Source organism: Halomonas sp. G15 (assembly GCF_021282295.1).
In the GTDB taxonomy this organism is placed as follows: domain Bacteria; phylum Pseudomonadota; class Gammaproteobacteria; order Pseudomonadales; family Halomonadaceae; genus Halomonas; species Halomonas alimentaria.
This window is the reverse complement of the sequence record NZ_JAJSPA010000024.1, coordinates 1-22,655: the sequence shown is the minus strand read 5'-3', so window position 1 is coordinate 22,655 and position 22,655 is coordinate 1. Positions and strand designations below refer to the sequence as shown.

Sequence of the window (22,655 nt, the reverse complement as noted above, 5' to 3'; positions counted from 1 at the left end):
GCTAACCGGGCATGGTGATGAAAAACGTTGGCTATGCGCACCTTCATCAGCACCTGGCGCTGGGTGTCCTGCCGCCACAATGCCCGGCGAGAGTGCGCCCGGTGACGCGCCTGATGCGGCTCGAGGATGAGCTTGCCGTGCCGCCGGAGCGTGCGCCATCCGATGATGACTTGCTTTCGCATCTGCTGTTCGCCCTGAAGCATGAGGGCGTGGACCTGGCCATTCTTGCCGAGACGCTGCCACACCTGCCGGTCGAGACGCTTGTTGCGGCCCTGGAGGCGTCACCCAACGGCATCTATCTGCGTCGAGTGGCTTGCCTGTACGAGAGCTTCGTGGAGCTGCTGCCGCTGGAGCCCTCGGTCAAGGGCAGCGCCGTACCGCTGTTCGACCCTGAGCGCTACGTGACGGGCCCGGCCAGGCGTAACAGCCGCTGGCGTGTGGACGTCAATGGCCTGGGCACCCTCCAATACTGCCCAGTGGTGCGTCGGACTCCCGAGATCGAGGCGCTACTGCGGGAGGATATCCTGGCCGAGGCACGCGCCTTCATGGCGTCCCTGCCGCCAGGCATGCTGGATCGCGCCATCCAATGGGCCTATCTCAGCGAGACGCAGTCCTCGTTCGAGATCGAGCGCGAATCGCCATCCCCCGACAAGCAGCACCGCTTCATGCAGCTGCTGCGCAAGGCACATGATGGCCAGCCACTGGATGAAGAGTATCTGGTGGCCCTTCAGAACAGCGTTGTCAGCAATCCCTTCGACAAGGCGGCCGCCTTTCGGCATGAACAGAACTATCTGCATAACGGGCTGCCGGGTGCCATCGGTGTCAGCTATCTGCCGCCACCTCCCGGGCTCTGTGAGACCCTGATAGAAGCGCTCATGGGATGGGCCAATGGGCTGCCCGAGGGGCAGGACGGCTCTTCCGTCGAGCGTGTGCCGGCACTTGTCGCCGCCACCGTGATCTCGTTTGGCTTCGTCTTCCTGCACCCCTTCATGGACGGCAATGGCCGCATCTCCCGGTTTCTGTTGCACCATACGCTGTGCCGGCTGGGCGAGTTGCCGCGTGGCAATCTGCTGCCCATTTCCATCGCCATGAAGCGGCATGAAGGGGACTACCTCGCGGCACTCGAAGCCTTCTCGACACTGGCTCGGGAGCAGTGGCGGGTCAACTGGATCGATGCCGACCACCATGATTTCCACTTCGAGGGGAGCGAAAACCTCTATCGCTACTGGGATGCCACCCAGGCGGTGGCCTTCACCCTGCGTATGGCGAGGGAGGCACTGAGGGAGGACCTGAAGGCGGAAACTCGCTACCTGGCCTGCTTCGACCGCGTCTATCGCGCCATCGACACGCGTTTCGATGTGCGCGGCAGCGAGATGTCACGGCTGGTGATGATGTGCCTGAGCGATGACGGCGTGCTTTCGAAGAATCGCCGCAAGCAGTTTCGCTACCAGGTACCCGAAGAGGTGCTGGACGCCATCGAAGCGGAAGCCCGGAAGGCGCTTGGTGAGGCTGCTGAGGAGAAGCCCTCTGCCCGGTAAATATATCCTCCATGAGGCGGCTGGTCTGCCGGCCCTCGCTAGATCGAGATAATGCAGAAAACCCGCTCTCTCCGCCTTTCGCTCCACTGTGCCCACTCCCGAGCCGGTGATACCCTAAGCCGATTATTCCTGCCCAAACCCTTCGAGGTCGGAGCCATCGCCACCATGGCCGAGCGGGTGACCCAGCAGTTCGTCGACGACCAGGCCACCGGCGAGGTCTTCAAGGATCGTCTGTGGCACATGATCAGCCAGACGTTCGCCTTCCATCCGGTGCCCCAGGCCGCCAAGCCGGCGCTGGACATCTACGCCAACCGCGACCCCTTCCGGGACCGCCCGATTGAGCCGTTCTGGGAGCAGCAGCTGTCGCCCAGCCTGCGCACCAGCCCCGGCACCACCATGCCGGCGATCAAGGCCAGCGAAACCCTGGAGGGGATCTTTGGTGATGACAGCAAGGCGGCGCTGTCGCCGCGCCAGATCGACTACCTGGTCAGCGGCTACCTGGGCACCGTGGGGCTCTACGCCACCGGCATCGCCGATACGCTGTGGCGCAACGCCAAGGGCGAGGAGGCGCCCAGCCGGCGCTGGACTGAGTCCAAGCCGATCCGCCGCTTCTACCGCGATCTGGCCACCCCAGCCTACAGCACCCGTTACCAGACGCTGTTCTATGACGGGCTCCAGGAGGCCAACCGGGTCTACAGCGACGTCAAGCGCCTCGAGGAGCTGGGCCGCCTGGCCGAAGCCCGCGAGCGTGCCGAGACGCGCCGCGACTGGCTGCGCCTGCGCAAGCCGCTAAACCGTGCCCAGCGCGAGCTGAGCGAGATCAGCGAGGCGATGGAGCAGATCCAGCGCAGCACCGACATGGACGGGGACTACAAGCGTCGCGAGCTGGAGCGACTGCGCGCGATTCGCAACCAGATCACCAAGGTGTTGGGCCAGGAGGTCGAGACGCTGCGTGCGCAGGAGGACTAGCGGCGCATGGCGTAGAGGCCCAGGGCGACGACCACACCGGCGAGCAGGGTAGGGTAGCGGACCAGGACGGCGATGAAGACGAGGAAGGCGGGCAGGGCGATCCAGCTGATGAACAGCCAGCCGCCGACGCTATCCCACATGCGCGGCAGTTGGGACATCACCAGGGCACCCAGCAGTAGCAGGGTGAAGGCCCCCATGCCCAGGGTGATCCAGGCCTCGTTCACCCCAGCACCCCGTAGCGACCTAGCATCCCGAAGAAAAAGCCGGCCCAGCCGATGGCCATGCCCACCACCGCCCCGCGCGGGCCGAACGGACGCAGCAGCAGGGCGACCATGGTGGCGCCGATCAGCCCGCCGGTCGCCTCGCCGACGGCCCCGGGCAGGATTGCCGGCCAATAGATGGTCTGGGTCTGGTAGGCCAAGACACTGCATACGACCACGGCCACTGCATAGATCCCGGCGACCGCCCACCAGTGGTCCTTGCTCGGCAACAGGATCATGTTGACCTCCTACCTTTCCTTCCGGGGCGCACTAGGTCTGGCCACTCTGGCCGGCCCCCGATCAACGCCTCCCCAAGATCCTTACCGTCCATCCGCACTGGCATCGCCTCGCCGATCAATGGGCCATAGTCGGCACCAGCCACCAGGGGCAGCAGCGCCCACCACAGCGAGAGAACACGTCGCATGGACGTCCTCCTACGCCAGCCATGGCGACACCGTAGATGCGGCGAGTTACGAATGCGAGGCACTGGCGGCTCTGGAGACGGAAACCTGTGTCGCCAGAGCAGGCGTGTATGACAAGGCCGTTACGAAGCCACTTATGTAAGTGACGGTGAGTGGCAGATCACCGGCGCAAGGGATAACCTTTGCCAAAGTGGGCTTAGAGGAGGGAGCATGACAGGAATTGTGGTTATACCGGCTTTAGGATTGGGACTGTTGCTGGCAGGCTGTTCCGATCCAACCATTGACGCCTCGAGCGAGGAGGCGTTTTATCAGTCTTCTGGGAAGATCCTGGAGTCACTCGATTACGACCAACGAGAGGATTTTACAGACGCGCTCATATTCGTGACTACGTCTAGCGATGACTGGCAGACGTTTCTCTCGGGATATGGGAGGCAAGGTGATTGCATTGATGGAATGCTGCGCGGGCTTGATGGGCTGACGGCAGCAGAAGTGATAGCCAAAAGCGAAGAGCTTCGAAGACTGAGCGAGCAGCGTGAGCGCCAACGAGAGCAGCGAGCACACGACCGTCTTAAAGAGCAGCTAAGAGATAAGGTCGAAAATTTAGAAAAACGAAAGGCCGCGACTGAGTCAGCAAAAAGACACTTGGAGAAATTTGCAATTTTGGAGGCTTCTTTAATTCCTGCAGATCCTGGGGAAGTTATGTCAACTGTCAAGATTAATGTTGAAAATGCTACGCCGCACCCTGTTTCAAGAGCATTCTTTCACGGGAAATTATTGAGTCCCGGGCGCTCAGTGCCATGGGGGGAGGGAGAGTTCCATAGCTCCATACCGGGCGGGATCGAACCTGGAGAGAAAATGGATATTGAGGCCTTGGTGGTTGACCGGGAGTTTTTGGGTGATGCTGAACCACCTGACGATGCTTTTCTTGAGATAGAAGTTGTGCAACTTGATGGGGCTGATGGTGAGCCGTTATGGGCGTCTTGGAATTTTGACGATAGGGACCAAGAGTGCCTAGACAGGTTGAGGAAGGAATATGACAGCCTCTAGTTTCTTCCAGGAAAAATGGGAGGCCTACTTCTTATAAACTTATTGATCTTTTGAGCCATTCATCGCTGTAATTTCAGCTCAAAATTCCAGCGATGATCAGCGGGCACACGGACTTGGATACGGTGAATGGAGGAGGAGACATTGTAAAAAACAGTTTAGCTAGGCATATTAGTTACCAAGCTCTCTGTTCGCACAAGCTATATAAGCATAGCTTTTCAGGCTGTCTGGTAATCTATCGCCTATATTCATTATTCTCGGTGCTGAAGATATGCATGCTATGCTAGAGCTTCCAATTAAAATTGGAATTAATAGCGGTGGATAAGAGAATCCGGCTATTGTGGCGGCCAGCCCCCCATAAAAATTAACAGGACTGTTAGCAATTATTTTTGCGCTTCTTCTTATAAAAGACAGCTTGCTTTCATGAAGGCAGGTTTGAATTTGATCTATGGCACTCTGGATTTTTTTAATTTGCTTTTTCCTTGCTAAAGGGTTCGTGTAATTGATTTGTGCTTCTAGCTTCATGGCGTCTATCACGTGCCTGAGTTCTTGAAGCTCAGGGTTTCTTTTTTTCTTAAATGAAAGGATGTCCTCAATGTGGTGGCATGAGTTTGGAACTGGTATTGCGTTATATAGGTCCATTTCAATCGTGCTTTTGAAGTCTGGAGCCTCAGGGTCTTGCAAGCTCTCTCTCAAAGGCTTCCCAATGCACCATTCTATGTCACCCCTTACTGAAAGTTGGTGGTGAGTTATATTTTGCAATGCAACAAAAAACTTGTCGTCTGCGTTAAATTCTCCCTCTGTTGTAACATTTATTATTTCTGCTTCACCTTCTTGTGCTAGAAATTGAATGTCCGGCTGAGGCGGGATGTGGATAACGTTGTTAGTAGGGAAGGCGATTCTATCCCAGTATAGTAAATAGTGGAACAGTTTTTGGCTCTCAATTCTTGCGTTATTTATTTTAATTCCGCCCTCTATGAGTTCCATGTCAGGCTCTGCGATTATTCCTTTTTTAATCAATTTTCACTCTCTATTTACCCTAGGTTATTTGTCGATTAAAAGCATAATATTCTCTCTACGCAAAACATAATATCGATTTGCGTAGAGAGCTATCTATTCAATGTATTGGCTGACATTCGTTTTTAACTGTTCTCGAAACTTGAATATGTCACTTACAGTGGAGATCTCAACCTTTGATTCTTGCTTATTTTCAAACAATCCGATTTTCATTACGCTTTTGGCATTGAAATGGAAGCGACAAATAGGCTTTCGATTATTGTCGTCCAGCAGCACGGCGCAGTAGGATTTGGCATCCCGCATCGTCACCCTGGAAATGTCGACCTGCTCAGCAAGAATCGAGCGCACAATGTTGTAAGCGTCGATCTCTTCCTGGGTGGTCACAATGCCGTCATCATCCGGCTGCGGCTGCTCTTCCTGAGTCGGTCGGCTGGATTGAATGGAGTTGGCTGCTTCTATATCGTTGCTTGCCAGTGCGCCTCTAAGCCGGTGGGCAACTTGTTCCTTGACGTATAAAGTGCCAGCTTCCTTGATGATCGGTGTGAATTCTTCGATGACCTGTCGAGTCTGCCGACCCTCGTAAACCTTGCCAAGGATAAATTTGACGAACTCCTCCGGCACCTCGCGTAAGACTTGATCAATGGCCCGTTTGGCAAGGTTGGTGTATTTCAAGCGGTTGGCGGTGCTGAGGATTGCCTCCACATCGAAGTTGGGCTTGGTGAATTTTTGAAGCTCGCTGATGTCCTGGTCGTTGAAATCGGTCAAGTTGAAAGTAAAGAAGGGGCGGGTGTCCAGCTTGTTCTCTGAGTCGAGGTCCGAATAGAAGCGGTACTCGAAGCCGTTGGTCAAAATGGCGAACTTCGCATCGGTACAGGCGAAGTAGCGGTACAGTTGGTTGTACTGCACGTTGGCGAGATCGGCCCCGACTGGCTTGCACTCGACCAGAATGGAAAGGGTGTCGTTGGTCCTGATGGCGTAGTCGACTTTCTCCCCCTTCTTGGTGCCGACGTCGGCCGTGAATTCCGGCACCACCTCGCGCGGGTCGAACGGGTCGTAGCCCAGCGCGCCGATGAACGGCATCACCAGGGCCGTCTTGGTGGCCTCCTCGTTGGTGATGTGATCTACCTGATCTTGTCCTCTCCGGGCGATCCCGGACAGCTTGTCACCTAGCTCCATGATGTTCCCTGCCACTTTCGTTATATGCGATATGAGGTTCTCTTAGCCTAGACCTGGTTTCCCGTCAGCACAAAAGCCCATGAGGCTCCGTAGGCGCACTATGGCAATGGAGAGGGCTGCTGGCTCGGCATGGAAGCGCTGGTTGGCTGAGGGGTTATCGAGGCACCGGGCGAGAACCGGAGGGGAGATGGCGAGTCACTTTCGTCGGAAATCTCTTACAAACCGGCGAACCGATCTCGTCATGACGGGGCCGTTACGGGTGCTAGGCTGAAGGTGTGACGCCACTTCCTCCGCGTTGCGAGTGCATCGCTTGCTCCTTGCGTCACAGGACACCATGGACGGTTGGGCGCGGATGCCCCTCATTCAGGAGACGACATGCGCATCATTGGGGGCTCGTTCGGCACCCGCGGCAAGGTCAAAATTGGCAGCCACGGCGTGCATATCAAGGCGAGCCGCGAGGCGGTCTACCCGCCGGGCACCTTGGTCAGTGTCTCAACCCGCCGTGAAAAAGAGCGCCATTTCGCTTTCTTGACCTTCCTTCTCGGCCTGCTGTTTCTCGGCACCATCGGCTTCCTAATACTGGGTCCGCTCGGTCTACTCATTGCCCTGGTGTTGTGTATCGTCGGCTCGTTCTACGGCAAGACCAGCTATCTGGTCGACATGCAGTTCAAGGACGGGCAGCACCTGACCCTAGAAACGACCCAGCGGCAAGCCGATCAGTTGGTACAACTCAAGTAGGCGGCCACGGTAAAGGGCGCCTGACCTGTCCCGATTGTCTGTTCTGGCCTTGGGCCAGTCGCCAGACGCCTTCCACGACACCCAGGCCGCGCTCGAGCAGTGCGATAGGTGATCCAGGTATCCAGTAGGCTTCGTCGTCTAAATCCATCAGCTGTACTCGCCCGCTGACGATCTGACTTTCCCAGATGACGTGATATTCGATCAGCCGGTTTCTCGGTGGCCGCGCACGACGGAGGGTGGTCCACCCTCTGCGTTCCAGCCGCTTACGCCAAGTGGTTATCCGGTAGAGGGTCGCGTCGGCCATGGGGTAATGTAGGGGGGCGAGGAGCCGGTGATCGGAATAGGCTGTGGCTCGAGGAAGTGAAGACCAAATAACGTAGCCCCGCATTGAGCGGGGCTATTACAAAATTCAGTTGCAGCAGAAAATTATATATGCATGTAAAAACATCATTTGATTCTTCGTGAAAAATATGTTGGGCCTTTCGCTTTTCGCTGTTCCACCTCATCCCTCTTGCGGGCTACATGACGGCTGCTTGCGGTGGAGGTGAAACATCCAGATCCGTTGTAAAAATCCGGGTCTCTTGGAGCGTGCGAGCTGGAGGCGATAGAGCCGCTGCTTGAGGCAAAGTTAGTCATCATGATTGAACCCCGTGTGCTTGTGTACCAGCTCAGGCTCATTGAGCATGGTGAACCTTTCACCACGCCTGAGCACGCCAATGTGTGTTCTACCCCCAACAGTAGCAATGCCTGGCTCGAAACGCTGCATTCCGGATTGTGTATTTACAAGCATCTCAACAAAATCAATAGCATACTGCGTTGGGAGGTTGGCAAAATCGATGTTCGTCCCTACCTGTCGGCGCAGTCTAGCAAGGTAGTCCTCAGAAACGCCACCCTCCTGAATCAGGCTAGCACCCAAAGTGGCATCAAAGCCCATGATAAGCCGCTGGACATAGTTCGCCTGCCCGGCCCAAGCAATTCCTTCGCTCCCATCATGCTGGAGCGCCATGCTGTCGTTGCTTACATCTAGCCTGTACACCCGTCCCTCGCCAGAGGGTTCAAACCCAGCTACCAGGAACTCTAAGGGTGGATAAGGGGCTGAAAACTGGTCATGTTCGTCGCTTGGTTTATACCCTACAGTTATTTCCCACTTTTCTCTTATGTATTCGAGGAATACTGCAGCCACAGCGTCGACGCTTTGAAGCTCCTGACTATGCCTATTCTCTCTGCGGAATTTGTTAGCGTGCTCTGCAATTGTCATCCCTTCAAGGATAGCTAGTCCGGCAGTAACTCCGGCCACATGAAAGTCACCGGACTCGTATATGCAAAACATCTTACGTACACCGCCAAATACGTTCACTACGTTATGAGTGATGGCCTTAGCGGTGAAGCATGGTGCCCCTTCATCGTCCAGGAGCATTTCTCCATCTTTGTATGCGATGTTATCCGGGTGGCTGTGCACGACTGGCTGGGTGACGCTTGAGAGGCTGTCACAGCCCAGCACGATAGCCTCTGAAGTCGAAAGGGCTACATTAATTGTCATTTGATGGATTCCCCCCCGCAAAAATCCTAAGTCTATTGGGTGAATGTAACCATATGCAACCTAAGGACGTGCGGGCATGACCTGCGGCCATACAGAATATGTTCGGCTGTAAGCAGGTTGGTAAAACCTACCCACTGAGTAGCTTCACTTTGTTGTGGTGTGTGCTGTATATATCATCATAAAAATGCTGAGGTTGTCCTTTCATAACAATGCATTAGATTGTGAACTGGTATGCACTGTTAGTTTTCACGCTAAAGTCAGAGGTAACGGTCACTTTCTCCAAATTCGAAAATCACAAGGGGCTGCGATTTGGTCAGTTCCATTTCGGATGGAACGGCGAATTTTGACACGGTTTTGACATTTTTTGATCGCACAGAAAAACAGCCGCTCGGAGTAACCCGTAAGCGGCTGTTTTCTCTAAAATTAATGGTCGGAGCGACAGGATTCGAACCTGCGACCTTTGCAACCCCATTGCAACGCGCTACCAAGCTGCGCCACGCTCCGACTCTGTTTTCGGGTTTTGTGGCCATCTGGCCTGTCCCCCGAGAACGAGGCGTATACTAGCGCTTTCGTCGGCAAATGAAAAGCCCCTTTTGCACTTTCGATTCAGTCGCTTGGCTCGGGGCCGCTGGGGCCGGCCCGGGTTATGCACTATGATGTGACGCAATCATCAGGATCGAGCACAAGCGGTGGCGTGGTTCGCCGCGAAGTGGTGTGTCCGGTAACCTAGTTCGGGACCTTCCCGTTCGGGCCGGGCGTGATCAGGCGTTGCCGGCCTGATGGCCGGGAGGAGATGGAGATGGCGGGCGGATGGAGCAAGGATGGTGCGGTTCAGGATCAGATCGATGCCAGCGTTGAGGATGCGGTATCGCTGGCTCGCAGCCGGCTGCCGCATGGCGAGAGTCTTACGCACTGCGAGGAGTGCGATGACGAGATACCGCAGGCGCGGCGCGAGGCCATTCCCGGGGTGCGTCTGTGTGTCGCCTGCCAGGCAGAGCGTGACAAGCGGCAGGGCGCCACGGCGGGTTACAACCGCAGGGGCAGCAAGGACAGCCAGTTGCGCTGAGCTGGCCCGCCTGATTCTTCGGTGGTTTGCTCCGGCGCAGGGCAGCATACCCTGCGTTCCGGCTTGGATGGCCTTGTTTGCGGGAGGTGGCGAATGCCGCTGATCATGGGAATGAGCGTGCTGCTCGCGTGCCAGTTTCTGGGTGAGCTGGTGGCGCGTGGCCTGACCCTGCCGATACCGGGACCGGTGATCGGCATGGTGATCCTGCTGGTGGGTCTGATGGTGCGTGGCAAGGTGCCGGACAGCCTGCGCCTGACGGGAGAGGGGCTGCTACGTTACCTCACGCTGCTCTTCGTGCCGGCGGGCGTGGGGTTGATGGTCCACTTCGCCCTGATCGGACGCGACCTGTGGCCGATCCTCGTCACCCTGGTGGTATCCACGGCGCTCACCCTGGCCACCACCGCCTGGGCCCTGGATCGGCTCAATCGTCGCCGCGGAGGGCAGGGGCGATGAACGTCGCGACACTCGACCAGCTATGGGTCTATCTCTCCGGTAATCCGCTGCTCTCCCTGCTGGTCACGCTGCTGGTGTTTACCCTGGCGGTGCGCATCAACAAGGCACTGGGGGGCACGCCGCTGGTGCACCCGGTCACGCTCTCCATCGCCATTCTGATCGGCCTGCTGCTGCTGGTGGACATGGAGTATTCCACCTACTTCGAAGGGGCCCAGTTCATTCACTTCCTGCTGGGTCCGGCCACCGTGGCACTGGCGATTCCCCTCTATGATCATCGCGAGCGGATCAGGCGACTGCTGATGCCGCTGCTGCTGGCCTGTGGGGTGGGCATCGTTACCGCGGTGGCCAGCACCCTGGGCATCGCCCTGGCCATGGGTGCGCGCCCGGAAACGGTGCTCTCCCTGGCCCCGCGCTCGGTCACCTCTCCCATCGCCATGGGTATCGCCGAGCAGATCGGAGGCATTCCCTCTCTGGCCGCGGGACTGGTGCTGCTGACCGGTTCCATCGGCTGTGCGCTGGCGCCCTGGGTATTCCGCCTGTTGCGCATCAAGGATCCGGCGGTGCAGGGCTTTGCACTGGGGCTCTCCGCCCACGGTTTCGGCACCGCCCAGGCCTTCGCGCATATCGGTGCCGTGGCCGGGGCCTTCTCGGGCCTGGCCATGGGCCTGACCGGCTTGCTGACGGCCTTCCTGCTGCCGCTGATCACGGGGCTGTTCGGGCTGGGTAACTGAAAAGGCGCCCTCGAAGGGCGCCTGGGGTGTCGTCTGGCGTAGTGCGGACGCGGCCAAGGTCGGTCAGATCTCCTCCCAGAGCCGCTTGCGAAAATCGTGGGTGAGCTGTGAGGCCTGCTCGAGACGCTTCATCTGGGCGTCGCCTACCTCCTTCACCAGCTTTTCGTAGCAGGCCCGCACCTCCTCCGGGGTAGTGGGCTGCTTGCCGTTGAAGCACTTGGCCATCCGTTCACCGCTCTCGGCGATGGCCTTCAGGAACTGGGCCTCGAACTGCAGGGCCTCGGCCATGCTCTCCATCCACGCCAGCTGGGTGCGAGCCATGGGATTGACGCCCTGGGTCCACTGCTGCTGCCACCACTCCAGCATCGGGTTGGCAAAGGGATTCTGGGTCATGATGACCTCCTGCGGAATGCACCATCGGATGACTTTGCGGCAAATGCCGTGGTCTCTTGACTAGAGTATAGGAGAGGTAGACGGGGAAGACCTGCGGTGGAACCGCGCGTGTTTGATTTCCGGCATGGGGAGTGTGCGATGTGGAGCGTTGTCAAGTCTGTGCTAGCGGCCTTCTTCGGTGTGCAGAAGGATGTGCAGCGGCGCGAGGACTTCGAGAAGGGCCATCCCGTGGCCTTTATTGTCGTGGGCATACTGATGGCGCTTGTGCTGGTGGTGCTGGTGGCGGTGCTTGCCGTGACGGTGGCGCGTTGAAATTGCCGTTGGCGGAATGGAGTTCTGCGACAGTTGGCCGCAGGCGAGGGGTCTACACTCACTTTATGAGGTGTATCTGAACTGATCGAGCAGTAGCGTGCAGTTACCGCACGACACGACAGCTCACGACAACAATAAGCCACGACAACTAGCTAGGAGGAGGCGCCGATGCGCACGTTCATCGTGTGGATGGCAGGTTGCCTGGTCGTCCCCCTGATGACGACGCTGGCCATGGCCAACGGCTGGAACATGCCGGTGGGTGTGACCGACGTCAGCCGTGAGGTTCACTCGCTGCACATGACCATCTTCTGGATCTGCGTGGTCATCGGCGTGGTGGTGTTCGGGGTGATGTTCTACTCCCTGTTCCGCTTTCGTCATTCCAAGGGGGCCAAGGCGGCGCACTTTCACGAGCACACCCTTGTCGAAGTGATCTGGACGGCGATCCCGCTGTTGATCCTCATCGGCATGGCAGTCCCCGCCACGGCCACTCTCAAGAAGATGTACGACCCCTCTGACGCCGACCTGGATGTGATGATCACCGGGCAGCAGTGGCGCTGGCGCTACGAGTACCTTGGGGAGGACGTCGCCTTCACCTCCAACCTCGGCACCCCACGAGAGACGATCCGCGGCGAGGGTGAGCGGGGCGAGCACTATCTGCTCGAGGTCGATGAGCCGCTGGTGCTGCCGGTGGGTCGCAAGGTGCGCTTCCTGCTCACCTCCGACGATGTCATCCACTCCTGGTGGGTTCCGGATCTCGCCGTCAAGCAGGACACCATTCCCGGCTTCGTCAACGAGAACTGGGTGCGGATTAACGAGCCCGGTATCTATCGCGGCCAGTGTGCCGAGCTGTGCGGCATGGACCACGGTTTCATGCCCATCGTGGTGCACGCTATGGAGGGCGAGGAGTTCGATGCCTGGCTGGCCGAGCGCAAGGAGGCCAGCGCCCAGGAGGCATCGGGCGTCGACCGCGAGTGGTCCATGGACGAGCTGATGGCGCGCGGCGAGCAGAGTTACAACGCCGTGTGTGCCTCCTGCCACCAGGCGGATGGCAGCGGCAATCCGCCGACCTTCCCGGCCCTGGCGGGCAACCAGGCATTGATGGATGAGCGCGAGCGCCATATCGAGACCGTGGTCAACGGGGTCTCGGGCTCGGCCATGCCGGCTTTCCGCAATACCCTGAGCCCGGTGGAGATTGCCGCCGTGATCACCTATGAACGCAACGCCTGGGGCAATGAAACCGGTGACCTGGTTCAGCCGGCGGAGATTGCCGAGCGGCTGGCCGACTAGACCGGCTCCCGGTTCCCCAACGATCAGACAAGAACAGCGAAGATCAGGGAGATTCACCATGGCACCCAAGTTGCCCTTGCATCACCCCGTCGAGCAGAGCTCCACCGCCAGTGCCGGCGGCCAGGCGGCGGCGCATCCCGCCCCGCCGCGTGGCCTGATGCGCTGGCTGCTCACCACCAACCACAAGGAGATCGGCAGCCTCTACCTGATCTTCTCGCTGACGATGTTCTTCATCGGTGGGGTATTCGCGCTGGTGGTGCGCGCCGAGCTGTTCCAGCCCGGCCTGCAGCTGGTGGAGCCGGAGTTCTTCAACCAGATGACCACCATGCACGGTTTGATCATGGTGTTCGGGGCGATCATGCCGGCCTTCGTGGGGTTGGCCAACTGGATGGTGCCACTGCAGATCGGTGCACCGGACATGGCCCTGCCGCGGCTCAACAACTTCAGCTTCTGGCTGTTACCGGTGGCCTTCACGCTGCTGCTCAGCACCCTGCTGATGCCGGGAGGTGGCCCCAACTTCGGCTGGACCTTCTACGCGCCGCTCTCCACCACCTATGCGCCGCCATCCACCACCTTCTTCATCCTCTCGCTGCACATCGCCGGCATCAGTTCGATCCTCGGCGCCATCAACATCATCGCCACCATCCTCAACCTGCGCGCACCGGGCATGCGCCTGATGGACATGCCGCTGTTCTGCTGGACCTGGCTGATCACCGCCTTCCTGCTGATCGCAGTGATGCCGGTGCTGGCCGGGGCGGTCACCATGATGCTGATGGACATCAACTTCGGTACCAGCTTCTTCAATGCCGCCGGCGGCGGGGACCCGGTGCTGTTCCAGCACCTGTTCTGGTTCTTCGGGCATCCCGAGGTCTACATCATGATCCTGCCGGCCTTCGGCATCGTCTCGGCGATCATCCCGACCTTCTCGCGCAAGCGCCTGTTCGGCTACGCCTCCATGGTCTATGCCACGGCGGCCATCGCCATCCTGTCGTTCCTGGTCTGGGCCCACCATATGTTCACCGTGGGGCTGCCGCTGGCCGCCGAGCTGTTCTTCATGTACACCACCATGCTGATCGCGGTGCCCACCGGGGTGAAGGTGTTCAACTGGATCGCCACGATGTTCCGCGGCTCCATCAGCTTCGAGCCGCCGATGCTCTTCGCGCTGGCCTTCGTGGTGCAGTTCACCATCGGTGGCTTCTCGGGGCTGATGCTGGCGATCTCGCCTGCCGACTTCCAGTACCACGACACCTACTTCGTGGTGGCGCACTTCCACTATGTGCTGGTGCCAGGTGCACTGTTCGCGATCCTCGCTGCGGCCTACTACTGGTTGCCCAAGTGGACCGGCCACTACCCCAACGTGAAGCTGGCTCAGTGGCACTTCTGGCTGTCGGTGATCGGGGTCAACCTGACCTTCTTTCCCATGCACTTCTCCGGTCTGGCCGGCATGCCGCGGCGCATCCCCGACTACGCCCTACAGTTCGCCGACTTCAACCTCGCGTCCAGCCTGGGGGCCTTCATGTTTGGCGCCTCCCAGCTGCTCTTCGTGCTGCTGATCATCAAATGCGTGCGGGGCGGCGAGAAGGCGCCGGCCAAGGCCTGGGAGGGCGCCGAGGACCTCGAGTGGAGCGTGCCGAGCCCGGCGCCCCTGCATACCTTCGAGCACCCGCCCACCTTCCGCCGTGAGGGTGAATGACGCCCATCCCAAGTACAGGAGGAGTCGCTCATGCCTGAGAGTCATGCCTCGCCGAACGCGTCCCGCCGGGGGGTGCGCCGCACCGTCGCCAAGACGCTGTTTGCCCTGGCCGGCATGTTCGCCTTCGCCTTCGCCCTGGTGCCGCTCTATGACGTGTTCTGCGAGGTCACCGGCCTCAACGGCAAGACCAGCGGTTCGGCCCAGGCGATCGTCCATGAGGAGGTCGACGACTCGCGCATGGTGACGGTCCAGTTCATCACCCGGGGCAGCGCCGGGCTGCCGTGGAACCTGGAGGTCGAGACCCGCCAGGTGCGCCTGCACCCCGGCCAGAGCGCCGAGGTGGATTTCACCTTCCACAATCCGGCCGAGACGGCGCTATGGGGGCGGGCGGTGCCCAGCGTGTCGCCGGCCGAGGCCACGCCGCACCTGCGCAAGCTGGCCTGCTTCTGCTTCCAGGAGCAGCGCCTCGAGGCGGGCGAGCGCCTCGAACTGCCACTGGTCTTCCAGCTGGCTCGCGACCTGCCCGAGGACGTCAATACCCTGACCCTGGTCTACACCCTGTATCCGGTCACCCGCGATGAAGCCGTGCTTCAGGCCCGGGCGACTGCCGGCAAAGGAGATGAGGCATGAGTGGTGGCAGCTACTACGTCCCCGCAACCAGCAAGTGGCCGATCCTCGGCTCGCTGGCGTTGGGCACGATGATGATCGGAGCCGGCATGCTGATGGTGCATGGCCGGGGGAGCGCACTGTTGGCGGCGGGGGTGCTGGCGGTGCTCGCGGTGATGGGGCTGTGGTTCCGGGATGTGGTCAAGGAGTCCCGGGGTGGGCTCTACGATGCCCAGATGGATCGCTCCTTCCGCCAGGGCATGGCCTGGTTCATCTTCTCCGAGGTGATGTTCTTCGCCGCCTTCTTCGGTGCGCTCTTCTATGTGCGCACCTTCGCGCTGCCGTGGCTGGACGGCGACGGGGCCAAGGGCGTGGCCGCACTGCTGTGGCCGGAATTCACCGCCAGCTGGCCGCTGCTGGAACCGCCGGGCGACGTGGCCGGCCCCCGCGATACCTTCAGTCCGTGGCAGCTGCCGCTGGTCAACACCCTGATTCTGGTGGGGTCCAGCATCACCCTCACCGTGGCCCACGAGGGGCTCAAGGAGGGCATGCGCGAGACCACGCGCAACTGGCTGCTGGTCACGGTGCTGCTGGGCTTCACCTTCATCATCATCCAGGGCGTGGAGTACTACGAGGCCTACCACCACTACGGCATCACCCTGGAGGCGGGGATCTATGGGGCGACCTTCTTCCTGCTTACCGGCTTCCATGGGGCCCACGTGATCATCGGTGCCACCATCCTCACGGTGATGCTGCTCCGTATCCTGCGGGGGCACTTCGCCCCGGAGAATCACTTCGGCTTCGAGGCGGCGGCCTGGTACTGGCACTTCGTGGACGTGGTGTGGATCGGGCTCTTCCTGTTCGTCTACGTGTTCTGATCCGGTGTCAGGGACTCGCAGGATCAGCCCAGGCTGCCGGCATAGAAGCCGTAGAAGAGCAGGGCCAGCAGGGTGGCGGCCAGTGCCACCCGCAGCTTCAGGGAGACCAGCAGGCGCCGTGAGGTGCCGCTGTCGCGCAGCAGGAAGCCGGCGCCGGCGGCCAGGCTCGCCAGCATGGCCAGGAACACCAGAGCGATCAGGACCTTGAGCAGCATGGAACACTCCTTGGGCAGCAATGTTTCCCAGCATGCCCGCCGCGGAAGGTGGCGGCAACGCCTGTGGTGGAGCCTGTGGTCGTTGCTGGTGGTGCTGGGGCTGGCGCTGGGCCTCTGGCAGTGGGAGCGCGGCGAGGAAAAGCGTGACTATCTGGCGCGGTTGTCGAGTGCGCCGACCCTGACAGCGCCCAGCGAGATGCCCCCCGAGGGCAGCCGTCTCACGCTCAGCGGCGAGTACCTGGTGGACCGCACGCTGTTTCTGGACAACCGCACCCATGACGGTCGCCTGGGGGTCGCTCCGCTGACCCCGTTGCGAGGCGATGATGGGCGGATCTGGCTGGTGCAGCGCGGCTTCCTGGAGACCGGCACCAGCCGTGCCGACCCTGCCGTGGCGACGCCACAGGGCAGGGTCACCCTGCGTGGACGCTGGCAGGCGGCGGGTGAGGGCGCGCCGCTGTTCGGTCCCAACCATGAGGGGGCACGGCTGCAGCGTATCCAGCTCGACGCCTGGGCCCTCGACTTCGCCCACCCTGGCTGGCTGCATCTGGAGGAGGGGCCCGGCGCGCTCCCAGCCTGGTGGACGCCCAGCGTGATGCCGCCCAGCCGACATGTGGGCTACGCCGTCCAGTGGTGGGGCCTGGCGCTGGCGGCACTGGTGGTGATGATTATCGGCGGGCGGCGCATGCGCCGCGACGGCTTGCCCGTGGAGGACTCAAAATGACGATGACCCATGCTGCGCGCTACGGGCGGCTCAAGCTGCTGGCGCTGCTGCTGTTCCTCTCCTTGCCGGTGCTGGTGGCCACGGTCATGGCGCTAGGGCGAGTCGGCATCCCCGAGGGGCGCACGGCCCATGGTGAACTGGCCCCGGAGATTCCGGTACTCGCCGAGTGGCCACTGGCCGCGAACATGGCACCGTCGGTGTCCGGCGACTGGGTACTGGCCTTCGACTGCGGACGGCGCTGTGCCGAGCTGAGCGACCAGTGGTGGCGTCTGCATCGCGCGCTGGGGCGTGAGGCGCCCCGCGTCAGCCGGTTGCGCGTGGGCGGCCAGGCCGAGGCGCTGCCCGGCGAGGTGGTGGCGCGCTGGGCTGAGCGGCCAAGCTGGCTCGAGCCGGGTCGGCTATGGCTGCTCGACCCGCGTGGACAGCCGGTGCTTGGTTACCCGGCGGATGTGGACCCCTATGCGGTGAAGGCAGATCTGGGGCGCCTGCTGCGCATGAATCCGGAGGCACCCTGGCAGGGTGGTCAGGAATTGGCGGGCCAGGAGCTGGCGGGACGCTGATCCTGCAATGACAAGGGAGGTGGGGCGATGCACGCAGCACAGCGGCGACTGGCACTGCTCAAGATGCTGAGCCTGTTGGGCGTGGTGCTGACGGTGGGGGTGATCCTACTGGGCGCCTGGACGCGCTTGGTGGATGCTGGGCTGGGCTGCCCCGACTGGCCGGGCTGCTATGGCGCCCTGGTGGTGCCCGACGAGGGGCGGGCCCTGGCCCACACCCCGGAAGCACCGCTGGAGAGTGCCAAGGCCTGGATGGAGATGATCCATCGCTATGTGGCTTCCTCCCTGGGTCTGCTGGTCATCGCCCTGGTGGTGCTGGGCAGGCCCCTGCGGCGACGTGCCGACTACCCCTGGCGCCTCAGCCTGGGGCTGCTGGCCTTGATCCTGGTGCAGGGGGCGTTCGGCGCCTTCACGGTTACCCTCAGGTTGTGGCCCCAGGTGGTCACCCTGCATCTGCTGGGGGGGCTTGGCGTGATGCTGGTGTTCCTGTGGCTGCATCTGCGCCTGCGGCGTTGTGCAAGCGGCAGCCTGGCGCCTGGCGGGGTTGCCGCGCCGCGCCGCGCATTGACACCACTCTGGGGGCTGGCTGCCTTCCTGCTGGTGGTTCAGCTGGCGCTGGGCGGCTGGGTGTCGAGTAACTACGCCGGCATCGCCTGCCAGGGGTTCCCCACCTGCAACGGCGAGTGGTGGTCCGGCCTGGACTGGAGCGAGGGCTTTCACCTGACCCAGAGCGTCGGCCCCAACTACCTGCATGGTCAACTGCATGCTGAGGCGCGCAGTGCCATCCAGGTGGGGCACCGCCTGGGGGCGTTGGCGCTGGGAGTCGCGATCCTGGCGCTGCTGCTGTGCTACTGGCGCGAGACGGCGATGCGTCCGTGGCTGGGTGCCCTGGGCCTGGCCTATGGGGTGCAGTTCTCGCTGGGGGTGGCCAATGTGCTGCTGTGGCTGCCCCTGTGGTTGGCGCTGCTGCATACCGCTGGCGCCGTGGCGCTGGTGCTGAGCCTGGCGCTGGCTTCCTGGAGATGGCGCTGCCTGGCGCCGGCGTCGACCACGACACAACAATCATCGTTGCAGAAGAAGGAGTGGCTCCATGTCTGATGCGCTGACGACCGAGATCCGTGTCGCCGAACTCCCGTCCCCGGCGCTGGGTGAATGGGGCTGGCGGGACCTGGTGACCCTGTGCAAGCCACGGGTGGTGCTGGTGATGCTGGTGTGTGCCCTGGTGGGCATGGCGCTGGCGCAGCCGGTGCTGCCGTCGCCTGCCGTGGTGCTTTACGGCCTGGCCGGGATCGGCCTGACCGCCTGCGGGGCGGCGGCCTTCAACCATGTGGTCGACCGGCGACTCGATGCCATGATGCTGCGTACCTCGCGACGCCCGCTGGCGGCAAGGCGCATGCCCGGGAGCATCGCCCTGGCGTGGGCCACGCTGCTCTCGCTGGCCGGTCTCGCCCTGCTGGTGTGGCAGGTCAATGCCCTGACCGCCTGGCTGACCCTGGGCTCGCTGATCGGCTACGCACTGGTCTATACCGCCTTCCTCAAGCACGCCACGCCCCAGAACATCGTGATCGGCGGGGTAGCCGGGGCGGCGCCACCGCTGCTGGGCTGGACGGCGGTGACCGGCCAGGTCGGCCCCGAGCCGCTGCTGCTGGTGCTGATCATCTTCGCCTGGACGCCACCGCACTTCTGGGCACTGGCACTGCACAAGCGCGATGAATATGCCCGTGCCGGTGTGCCGATGCTGCCGGTCACCCATGGGGAGGCCTTTACCCGACTGCAGGTGTGGCTCTACGGCTGGCTGACCGTGGCGGTGACCCTGCTGCCCTTCGCCATCGGCATGAGCGGGGCGCTCTATCTGGTCGGGGTGATGGCGCTCAATATGCGCTTTATGGTCTGGAACTACCGGGTGTGGCGGGGGCAGGACCCGAAGGCTCCCCTGGCCGCCTTCTGGTTCTCTATTCGCTATATCCTGGGGCTGTTCGGCGTGCTGCTGCTGGATCACTACGCCCAGGCCTGGTCGCTTTGGATGGCTCCGGGGATCCAGTAGTGGGTGCCATCGCCTAGCGACAACGACACGGGCCCGGCATCTGCCGGGCCCGTGTCGTTGGCAGGGAGAGAGATCACCAGAAGAGCTGGATCAGCCCGTAGGCCATCAGGGTCACCAGCACGCTGCTGATCAGGTTCAAGGCGAAGCCGGCCCGGATCATCGACTGGATCTTCATATGGCCGGTACCGAAGACGATGGCGTTGGGTGGCGTTGCCACCGGCATCATGAAGGCACAGCTGGCGGCGATGGCCGCCGGCACCGTGATCAGCAGCGGAGAGATATCCAGCGACAGCGCCAGGGCGCCCAGCAGTGGCAGGAAGGCCGCGGCGGTGGCGGTGTTGGAGGTCACCTCGGTCAGGAAGATGATGACCAGGACCACGATGCCGATCATGGCCAGCAGCGGCAGGGTACCGAAGATCCCCAGCTGGTTGGCGATCCACTCCGCCAGCCCGGTGCGGGTGATGGTGCCGGCCAGGGCGAGGCCACCACCGAACAGCAGCAGGATGCCCCAGGGGACCTTCTGGGCATCGTCCCAGACCAGCAGCCGCTCTCCGGCCTGTGTCCCACTGGGCGTCAGGAAGAGGGCGATGCCGGCGGCGATGGCGATGCCGGTGTCGGTGAGCCAGGGCAGGCCGACGTCATTGAGCAGCGGGCGGGCAACTCACGCCAGCGCGGCGAGGGTGAAGAGCATGGCCACCCGGCGCTCCGCCAGCGACATGCGACCGAGCCTTTCCAGCTCGTCGTCGATCATATTGGCGCTCTGGCCGGCCGCATCGAGGGCGAAGCCGCGCCGGGTCAGCCACCACCAGGCCGCCGTCATCATGGCGATGCTGATCGGCAGGCCAACTACCATCCACTGGGCGAAGCCCAGGTCGATCCCACGATCCTCGGCCAGGTAACCGGCGAGCAGGGCGTTGGGCGGCGTGCCGATCAGGGTGGCCACGCCACCGATGCTGGCCGAGTAGGCGATGGCCAGCAGCAGGGCGGTGGCATAGCGCCTGAGCTCCTCGGGATCGCTGTCGCCGAGCAGGCTGATCACCGACATGCCGATGGGCAACATCATGATCGCCGTGGCGGTATTGGATACCCACATGCTCAGGAATCCGGTAGCGAGCATGAAACCGGCGATCTGCCGCCGCGGCTGGTGCCCCACCAGCTTCAGCACGTGCAGGGCGAGGCGGCGGTGCAGCTCCCAGCGTTGCATGGCGATGCCGAGCAGGAAGCCGCCCAGGAACAGGTAGATGATCGGATTGGCATAGCTGCCGGTGGCCTCGCTCATGCTGCCCAGCCCCAGGGCCGGCACCAGCACCATGGGCAGCAGCGAGGTGGCGGGAATCGGAATGGCCTCGGTGGACCACCAGGTGGCCATCAGCAGCGCCATGCCCACACAGGCCCACGCCGCGGGTGACATTTCCGCCGGTGGCGGCAACAGCAGGGTGGCCAGCAGCAGGGCGGGACCGAACCACAGGCCGATCCTGGCGGCGGTAGAAGGAGGCGCCGGCGCGCCTGCGGGAGTGGGGGGCTCAGACATGCCTGTCTCCATTGGTTGGCGGGGTGCATGGAACGCTTGGTAATCGCATTATACTTAAGTATGCAGCTGCGCGTCAGCGTCCCGAGCCGGCGGCATCACGCCTGAAGGCCTCGTTGGCTACCGGGGTGTCATCGTGGTGACGTTGGGGTGGAAGCGTGCAAGCAGGTAGAATCGACAGCCCATTTCTCGTGATACCACGGTGATCCCCGATGAGTACCACCACTGCCCTGATCCTTGCCGGCCTTGCCCTGGTGATCATCGCCGGCCTCGGCGCCTATGCCTTTACCCTGTGGCGTGAAGTTCGCCGGCGCCGGGCGAGTCAGCAGGAGGAGTTGAAGCGCGCCCACGATAACTGCCTGGAGAACCTCGAGCTGGTGGCCTCGGCGCTGCTCCAGGAACAGGTCGATATCACCGAGGGTGCATGGCGCTGCAAGGTGCTGCTGGAGATCCTCGATTCGCGTCTGCTGGAACGCGAGAGTTTCCGTCCCTTCGGCGACGTGCATGCCCTTACCCGGCACCTGCATACCCATGAGGCGCGTCAGGCGCTCAGCCCCAAGGAGCGCTTCAAGGAGGACAAGGAGCGCTTCGCAGTCGAGGAGGAGCATCGCCATGCCGTACTCGAGGCCGCCAGGGCGGCGCTGGCCTTCCGGCGCGACTGGCCGGCGAGCCTGCATTGAGCAAATCGGCCGCGCATCCTACGCATCGACGCGAAGCGTGATGCGTTAGTTAAGCGGCTGCCCGAGCTTGCGAGGGTCGTCCTGGTTTTCGATGTAGCGCAGCAGCGTTTCGATGCTGGCCCGGCCGCCGACACTGATCAGGGCATAGGCCCGGTTCCAGAAGTAGGGTTTCCAGTAGTAGGGCGCCAATTCGGCCGCGAACTCTTTGCGCATGCGACGGGCAGTGACGGATTTCAGGTTCTTTACCAGATCGGACGGTTTCACGGTCGGCGGCACCTCAAACAGCAGGTGCACATGGTCGGCTTCGCCGCCAAACTCGACCAGCTCGCCGCCCCATCGGAATAGCAGGTCGCGCAGCATCTCTTCCAGACGCTCCAGCATCGGCCCCGTCAAGCACTTGTGGCGATACTTCATTGACAGCACCAGATGATAATAAAGCCTGTAGGCACTGTGGTTGCTTGTACGAAGCCTTGAAATTTCCATTCTATGCACCGACTATATGAGTCATGACAAAGTCGATGATACGCACGGACAAGTGGCCACTACAAGCCACGACGCAGCAGCGACACCTGATGCGTTTGACGCTGGCGGAGTATCGCCAGTTCTGCCGTGCGTTGTCGGTGGTGGTCCTGGCCAACTGGCCGTCGCTGCAGCAGGCCTCCAGCTTTGCCGCTGCCGTGGAGCGGCTGATGCACCCGACCAAGAAGAACCCCTCGCCTCGCCACCACTACTTCGTGAAGCGTTTCTACAAGTTCCCGTCCTACCTGCGCCGAGCCGCCATCGAGTT

25 protein-coding genes, 1 tRNA gene and 2 pseudogenes are annotated in these 22,655 nt (G+C 61.6%); 18 read left to right on the top strand and 10 right to left on the bottom strand.

Features of this window, described 5'->3' with window-relative positions; translation table 11 throughout:
* The first annotated feature begins 101 nt into the window (after positions 1–101).
* Together LWH48_RS12050 and LWH48_RS12045 are read left to right on the top strand one after the other, a co-directional pair.
* Positions 102–1,538 carry a Fic family protein gene (locus tag LWH48_RS12050; RefSeq protein WP_232912766.1) on the top strand — a complete coding sequence of 479 codons (1,437 nt, stop codon included), beginning with the start codon at positions 102–104 and terminating at the stop codon, positions 1,536–1,538.
* A gap of 51 nt (positions 1,539–1,589) precedes the next feature.
* Positions 1,590–2,507, top strand: a complete 918-nt coding sequence (locus tag LWH48_RS12045) for an LPD38 domain-containing protein (RefSeq protein WP_269816193.1) — start codon at positions 1,590–1,592, stop codon at positions 2,505–2,507.
* Here the strand turns inward: LWH48_RS12045 and LWH48_RS12040 are convergent.
* Positions 2,504–2,731, bottom strand: a complete 228-nt coding sequence (locus LWH48_RS12040; RefSeq protein ID WP_232912764.1) for a hypothetical protein — start codon at positions 2,729–2,731, stop codon at positions 2,504–2,506. The genes LWH48_RS12045 and LWH48_RS12040 overlap by 4 nt on opposite strands.
* A complete protein-coding gene (locus LWH48_RS12035) occupies positions 2,728–3,006 on the bottom strand; it encodes a hypothetical protein (protein ID WP_232912763.1) in 279 nt (92 codons plus the stop codon). Before LWH48_RS12035 ends, LWH48_RS12040 begins: the two co-directional genes overlap by 4 nt.
* 393 nt (positions 3,007–3,399) lie before the next feature.
* Here LWH48_RS12035 and LWH48_RS12030 point away from each other — a divergent pair, with 393 nt between their 5' ends.
* Positions 3,400–4,236, top strand: coding sequence for a DUF6694 family lipoprotein (locus tag LWH48_RS12030; RefSeq protein ID WP_232912762.1), 837 nt, complete (start codon positions 3,400–3,402; stop codon positions 4,234–4,236).
* A gap of 168 nt (positions 4,237–4,404) precedes the next feature.
* Here LWH48_RS12030 and LWH48_RS12025 read toward each other — a convergent pair whose 3' ends face one another.
* Together LWH48_RS12025 and LWH48_RS12020 are read right to left on the bottom strand one after the other, a co-directional pair.
* Entirely contained in the window at positions 4,405–5,220 is an 816-nt protein-coding gene (locus LWH48_RS12025; protein ID WP_232912761.1) for a DUF6236 family protein, read from the bottom strand.
* A 126-nt stretch (positions 5,221–5,346) separates the two neighbouring features.
* Entirely contained in the window at positions 5,347–6,426 is a 1,080-nt protein-coding gene (locus tag LWH48_RS12020) for a type I restriction endonuclease (RefSeq protein WP_232912760.1), read from the bottom strand.
* A gap of 375 nt (positions 6,427–6,801) precedes the next feature.
* On the opposite strand from LWH48_RS12020, the gene LWH48_RS12015 reads away from it, so the two are divergent.
* Positions 6,802–7,164 carry a hypothetical protein gene (locus LWH48_RS12015; protein ID WP_232912759.1) on the top strand — a complete coding sequence of 121 codons (363 nt, stop codon included), beginning with the start codon at positions 6,802–6,804 and terminating at the stop codon, positions 7,162–7,164.
* Positions 7,165–7,792: 628 nt separating this feature from the next.
* Here the strand turns inward: LWH48_RS12015 and LWH48_RS12010 are convergent.
* Positions 7,793–8,704: a hypothetical protein gene (locus LWH48_RS12010; RefSeq protein ID WP_232912758.1), complete on the bottom strand. Its 912-nt coding sequence runs from the start codon at positions 8,702–8,704 to the stop codon at positions 7,793–7,795.
* 427 nt (positions 8,705–9,131) lie between these two features.
* A tRNA-Pro gene (locus LWH48_RS12005) sits at positions 9,132–9,208 on the bottom strand.
* A gap of 295 nt (positions 9,209–9,503) precedes the next feature.
* Between LWH48_RS12005 and LWH48_RS12000 the strand changes: the two genes are divergently transcribed.
* The 3 genes from LWH48_RS12000 to LWH48_RS11990 all read left to right on the top strand — a co-directional run bounded on the left by LWH48_RS12000 (position 9,504) and on the right by LWH48_RS11990 (position 10,954).
* Entirely contained in the window at positions 9,504–9,770 is a 267-nt protein-coding gene (locus tag LWH48_RS12000; protein ID WP_161432224.1) for a DksA/TraR family C4-type zinc finger protein, read from the top strand.
* A gap of 93 nt (positions 9,771–9,863) precedes the next feature.
* The gene (locus tag LWH48_RS11995; protein ID WP_232912757.1) at positions 9,864–10,223 is read left to right on the top strand and encodes a CidA/LrgA family protein; all 360 of its coding nucleotides are present in this window, start codon (positions 9,864–9,866) and stop codon (positions 10,221–10,223) included.
* Positions 10,220–10,954: an LrgB family protein gene (locus LWH48_RS11990; RefSeq protein ID WP_232912756.1), complete on the top strand. Its 735-nt coding sequence runs from the start codon at positions 10,220–10,222 to the stop codon at positions 10,952–10,954. Before LWH48_RS11995 ends, LWH48_RS11990 begins: the two co-directional genes overlap by 4 nt.
* Before the next feature lie 63 nt (positions 10,955–11,017).
* On the opposite strand, the gene LWH48_RS11985 is transcribed toward LWH48_RS11990, so the two are convergent.
* Positions 11,018–11,347: a hypothetical protein gene (locus LWH48_RS11985; RefSeq protein ID WP_232912755.1), complete on the bottom strand. Its 330-nt coding sequence runs from the start codon at positions 11,345–11,347 to the stop codon at positions 11,018–11,020.
* Positions 11,348–11,485: 138 nt separating this feature from the next.
* Here LWH48_RS11985 and LWH48_RS11980 point away from each other — a divergent pair, with 138 nt between their 5' ends.
* The 5 genes from LWH48_RS11980 (at position 11,486) to LWH48_RS11960 (ending at position 16,123) form a co-directional block, all read left to right on the top strand.
* A complete protein-coding gene (locus LWH48_RS11980; RefSeq protein WP_232912754.1) occupies positions 11,486–11,659 on the top strand; it encodes a DUF2970 domain-containing protein in 174 nt (57 codons plus the stop codon).
* A gap of 168 nt (positions 11,660–11,827) precedes the next feature.
* Positions 11,828–12,946, top strand: a complete 1,119-nt coding sequence (coxB, locus tag LWH48_RS11975) for a cytochrome c oxidase subunit II (RefSeq protein WP_232912753.1) — start codon at positions 11,828–11,830, stop codon at positions 12,944–12,946.
* Between the two features lie 58 nt (positions 12,947–13,004).
* The gene (gene ctaD / locus LWH48_RS11970; RefSeq protein WP_232912752.1) at positions 13,005–14,639 is read left to right on the top strand and encodes a cytochrome c oxidase subunit I; all 1,635 of its coding nucleotides are present in this window, start codon (positions 13,005–13,007) and stop codon (positions 14,637–14,639) included.
* A gap of 30 nt (positions 14,640–14,669) precedes the next feature.
* On the top strand, positions 14,670–15,269 hold the full coding sequence (locus tag LWH48_RS11965) for a cytochrome c oxidase assembly protein (RefSeq protein WP_232912751.1): 600 nt from the start codon (positions 14,670–14,672) through the stop codon (positions 15,267–15,269).
* Complete coding sequence (locus LWH48_RS11960; RefSeq protein WP_232912750.1) at positions 15,266–16,123, top strand: cytochrome c oxidase subunit 3; 858 nt, start codon at positions 15,266–15,268, stop codon at positions 16,121–16,123. Before LWH48_RS11965 ends, LWH48_RS11960 begins: the two co-directional genes overlap by 4 nt.
* Positions 16,124–16,146: 23 nt before the next feature.
* Here the strand turns inward: LWH48_RS11960 and LWH48_RS11955 are convergent, their stop codons facing one another.
* Entirely contained in the window at positions 16,147–16,338 is a 192-nt protein-coding gene (locus LWH48_RS11955) for a DUF2909 family protein (RefSeq protein ID WP_161432215.1), read from the bottom strand.
* Here LWH48_RS11955 and LWH48_RS11950 point away from each other — a divergent pair.
* The 4 genes from LWH48_RS11950 to cyoE are packed head-to-tail and all read left to right on the top strand — an operon-like array spanning position 16,337 to position 19,660.
* On the top strand, positions 16,337–17,059 hold the full coding sequence (locus LWH48_RS11950) for an SURF1 family protein (RefSeq protein ID WP_232912749.1): 723 nt from the start codon (positions 16,337–16,339) through the stop codon (positions 17,057–17,059). The genes LWH48_RS11955 and LWH48_RS11950 overlap by 2 nt on opposite strands.
* A complete protein-coding gene (locus tag LWH48_RS11945; protein ID WP_161432213.1) occupies positions 17,056–17,619 on the top strand; it encodes a hypothetical protein in 564 nt (187 codons plus the stop codon). Before LWH48_RS11950 ends, LWH48_RS11945 begins: the two co-directional genes overlap by 4 nt.
* 27 nt (positions 17,620–17,646) lie before the next feature.
* On the top strand, positions 17,647–18,714 hold the full coding sequence (locus LWH48_RS11940; RefSeq protein ID WP_161432212.1) for a COX15/CtaA family protein: 1,068 nt from the start codon (positions 17,647–17,649) through the stop codon (positions 18,712–18,714).
* Positions 18,707–19,660: a heme o synthase gene (gene cyoE / locus LWH48_RS11935; RefSeq protein ID WP_161432211.1), complete on the top strand. Its 954-nt coding sequence runs from the start codon at positions 18,707–18,709 to the stop codon at positions 19,658–19,660. Before LWH48_RS11940 ends, cyoE begins: the two co-directional genes overlap by 8 nt.
* 73 nt (positions 19,661–19,733) lie before the next feature.
* On the opposite strand, the pseudogene LWH48_RS11930 reads toward cyoE, so the two are convergent.
* Positions 19,734–21,191 (bottom strand): annotated as a pseudogene (locus tag LWH48_RS11930) (SLC13 family permease).
* Between the two features lie 209 nt (positions 21,192–21,400).
* On the opposite strand from LWH48_RS11930, the gene LWH48_RS11925 reads away from it, so the two are divergent.
* Positions 21,401–21,868, top strand: a complete 468-nt coding sequence (locus LWH48_RS11925) for a DUF2489 domain-containing protein (RefSeq protein WP_232912748.1) — start codon at positions 21,401–21,403, stop codon at positions 21,866–21,868.
* Between the two features lie 45 nt (positions 21,869–21,913).
* Here LWH48_RS11925 and tnpA read toward each other — a convergent pair whose 3' ends face one another.
* Positions 21,914–22,351 carry an IS200/IS605 family transposase gene (gene tnpA, locus LWH48_RS11920; protein WP_232912747.1) on the bottom strand — a complete coding sequence of 146 codons (438 nt, stop codon included), beginning with the start codon at positions 22,349–22,351 and terminating at the stop codon, positions 21,914–21,916.
* A gap of 89 nt (positions 22,352–22,440) precedes the next feature.
* On the opposite strand from tnpA, the pseudogene LWH48_RS11915 reads away from it, so the two are divergent.
* Positions 22,441–22,655: pseudogene (locus LWH48_RS11915) on the top strand (IS200/IS605 family accessory protein TnpB-related protein); the annotation flags it as partial.